Origin of the sequence: Sphingomonas sp. Leaf37, from assembly GCF_920939475.1 — a bacterium.
In the GTDB taxonomy this organism is placed as follows: Bacteria; Pseudomonadota; Alphaproteobacteria; order Sphingomonadales; family Sphingomonadaceae; genus Sphingomonas.
The window spans coordinates 1-3,130 of the sequence record NZ_CAKLAX010000011.1; the positions used below are offsets into that span (position 1 = coordinate 1).

Annotated in this window: 2 protein-coding genes; both read left to right on the forward strand. The window is 51.7% G+C overall.

Translation table 11 applies throughout. From position 1 onward, the window contains the following. The first annotated feature begins 164 nt into the window (after positions 1-164). Positions 165-884 carry a response regulator transcription factor gene (locus tag LRA87_RS18290; RefSeq protein ID WP_230782554.1) on the forward strand — a complete coding sequence of 240 codons (720 nt, stop codon included), beginning with the start codon at positions 165-167 and terminating at the stop codon, positions 882-884. A gap of 19 nt (positions 885-903) precedes the next feature. Then, complete coding sequence (locus tag LRA87_RS18295; RefSeq protein WP_230782556.1) at positions 904-2,997, forward strand: HAMP domain-containing sensor histidine kinase; 2,094 nt, start codon at positions 904-906, stop codon at positions 2,995-2,997. Positions 2,998-3,130 lie beyond the last annotated feature (133 nt).

A 3,130-nucleotide genomic window follows, 5' to 3' on the forward strand; every position in this document is an offset into this window, starting at 1 on the left:
CAGGCGTGAGGAGACTACGAGGGCCACCACCAGTCTATTCTCATCGTCATGCTGATTGCCTTCACCAAGCAACGCCTCCAGCTCACATGTGAAGGAAAACTCACGCCAGAGGCGTCGTACCTTCACGGCAACGAGTGCAAGGAGGGGGCAGAAGTGAGGTATCGATGTCGAACACCCTACGTTTTGCCGTGATTGAAGATGACCAAGCTACCAGTGACCTCTTTACGCGGTGGCTCCGTGAGCTGGAAACCGCAGATCAGAAGATCGACGTGGTTCAAGCCCTGACCCGACACGATGCAGAGCAGTTGCTCCGTTCCGACCGGTTTGACCTGATCTGCCTCGATATCCAGCTCGGCCATGAGAGGAATGCAGGGGTTGGCCTGATCAACACCGTTCACAAAGGGAACCACGGCCCGGTTCTCGTGATTTCAGGCGCACCGGCCGATACTTATCGTTCCATCATGAGGGAGCTTGAGGCTTGGGACTACCTCGTCAAACCACTGTCGGAAGAAAACAAGGATTCGTTTTTGGAGTTCGTGTCGCGGGCGCTGCGACATCGGCAGGCAACTGCTGAGCTCACTCCCGAACCGACAGCCAAAAAAGCTGGTGGCCTTGAAGTGGATCCGTTAAACAAAACCAGTGCTACATACGGAGGCAAAAGGATAAACTTACCACTGACCGGACAGCGTATTGCAAAGTTGCTGTTTGATCGTTCGGGACAGCTTGTACCGTATTCGGAGCTATACGGAATGATTGCGACAGGCCATAACACCGTGAACATCCGCGCGCATATTCAGGTTATAAGAAACGCGATCCGTGAGGTCGATTCTTCGTTTGATGCAATAAAGAGCGTTCCAATGGCCGGCTATATGTGGAAGTCGTGACGCTATGCGAGGAGGCGATATGTGGAAGAGTCTGCTCTCTGCCTTCATCGTGGTGCGGGACAGGATCAATTCCCTCAGCCTGTCGTACGTCTTCCATACCTCCTTTTGCGCTCTATTGATTGCTCAACTCTTCCTGACAATCAACTTCCTGCGATACGGCTTTGATCAATACTCGATATCAAGCAAGAGCCGCCTTGTACAACGAGTTGAGGCGATAAAGAACGTTCTGCAGCCTGACGAGATAAGGCTGCTTCTACGTGACCCGCCATCGCTGCCGGCATATCGAACCTTGGTTCCTGCACTTCTGCCTTACCCAATGCCTTTGAACAGGCCGCAGGGAGCAGACTTTACGGAGTATCGTACCTGTCGTCGTAATTTCGATAATCCGAATGGTGCAGTGCTTAAAGCCTGTGTCGGAGTGCTTGAACGAAGCGGGCGCTATTCCAAAGATTTTATTCAAACGGGAAAATACGTCTATGTAATAGTAGAATTCATTGATCGCTCGATGATGCTCCACCGGATAGGTAGCCCGTCCGTCACAGCTGGTGATCATGTCCGGATAGTGTTTCAGAAGGATGATCAATATGACGATGTCGCAATCGTCGAACAGATCCGGCCGACCTTCAAGGGCCTTCGCCAAGTAGCTACTCCATTTCTGGTGAGTAGCAAGAGCGTTGGTGGTCTGCCTATGAGTCATTCCCAATGTCAGCTCAGGCTTCCATCCGAACAACCGGGGAGGCGTATTTACCTGTGCATGCTTTCTCACGACGCCTTGCCGATCTTCAATCGCTTCTCCAAGCAGTGGCCTCCGGCAGCGCTGGATAGAAGTAAAATCAACGTCCGCGTTGCTGTAATGAAGCTTGACAGAAAAACTGGTATCGCCGTGACTCGAGCTTCTACTTTCGTGAGCATAAACGACAGAATCGCTGATCTTCCCGGATCGGCAATAATATCAATTGATAAGATCGTAATGCCACATGTCGACGAGGGCGTAGAGGTATGTATCCGGGACGGACACAAGATTATCTGGCGAAGTGCAGCTGGAATTTGCCAGTCCAAGGGCATTTCGGGTAAATCTGCAAAACCCAATATAATAGGCAGCTGTGATCTGTGGTGCTTAATATCGCGTGGTATATTCACACAGCGCAATAACCTTCAGTTGAAAGGGTTTGTTGATGGAGTGGGTTCTCCTGAAGTGATAGCTAGATATAATGAGCAGCTGGCTGGAGAGATATGGATTAGGGAAAACGCTTTTCGTGCGACTTATCTAATTTTGTTAATGATGGCGACTGGGCTCGTCTATGCAATCGTATTTCGGAAGGTTCTTTTGCCAATTCAGCAGCTGTCTGATAACGTTGAAGCGGCTACAGTAGATCTATCGAAGCGAGTTGTCATATCAACTTCCTCTCCAAGTGATGAGCTTGGGATTCTGACGCGATCCTTTAATGCATTGCTGGCGCGAGTGACTGACGTTGTAGAAGCCGAGGTCAACAACCTGAAAATGATCGGTCATGACGTCCGCAGTCCCCTGCAATCTCTTTTGGCAATGCCGCAAACCGCTGACGCCTACCGACAAATCAAACGCATTCAGAATGCGATTGAGCGATTCGACGCGTCCAGTGGTCCTAGGGAGGCTTTTGAACGAGCCGATCTGGTGTCAACCCGTGAGGATCTGGCTTCCTTTCTAAATACGCTGGTAGAAAATGCGACCGGGTATGGGACCTTCGACAACCTGATCTATCGTGGCCCCGTTAGTGGGCTGTGGGTAAATTGCGAGCTTACGGCCTTGGAGGATGTGATCTCCCACATTCTGACAAACGGCTCTCGATACAGGGAGGCAGGATCCGATATCGTGCTGTCGTTATCATCGGAGGGCGACAAGGCGGTCCTAGATATTGACAATCACGGGCCTCGCATTGCTGATGGAATGCTGGAAGCCATCTTCGAATACGGGGTCACGACGCAAGGGCCTGAGACCAAGAGCCTGGGCCAAGGTCTTTATGCAGCGAAGTCGTTCGTAACCACCATGGGCGGAACAATTGAAGCGATGAACCTGACCGACGGTGTCAGATTTCGCATCGTACTTACACGGTCGATTGCGGAGAAGGATTGAACGCCAAAAGCCCCCTTTCCCGTTGGTGGGAAAGGGGGCGTGTTGGGCGGCAAGCGCTCAGCTCTGGAAGCTGGTGGGCGCGATGGCGCGGCGGGTGGAGACGTGATCCTTCAGGTCCTCGATCACAAACGAG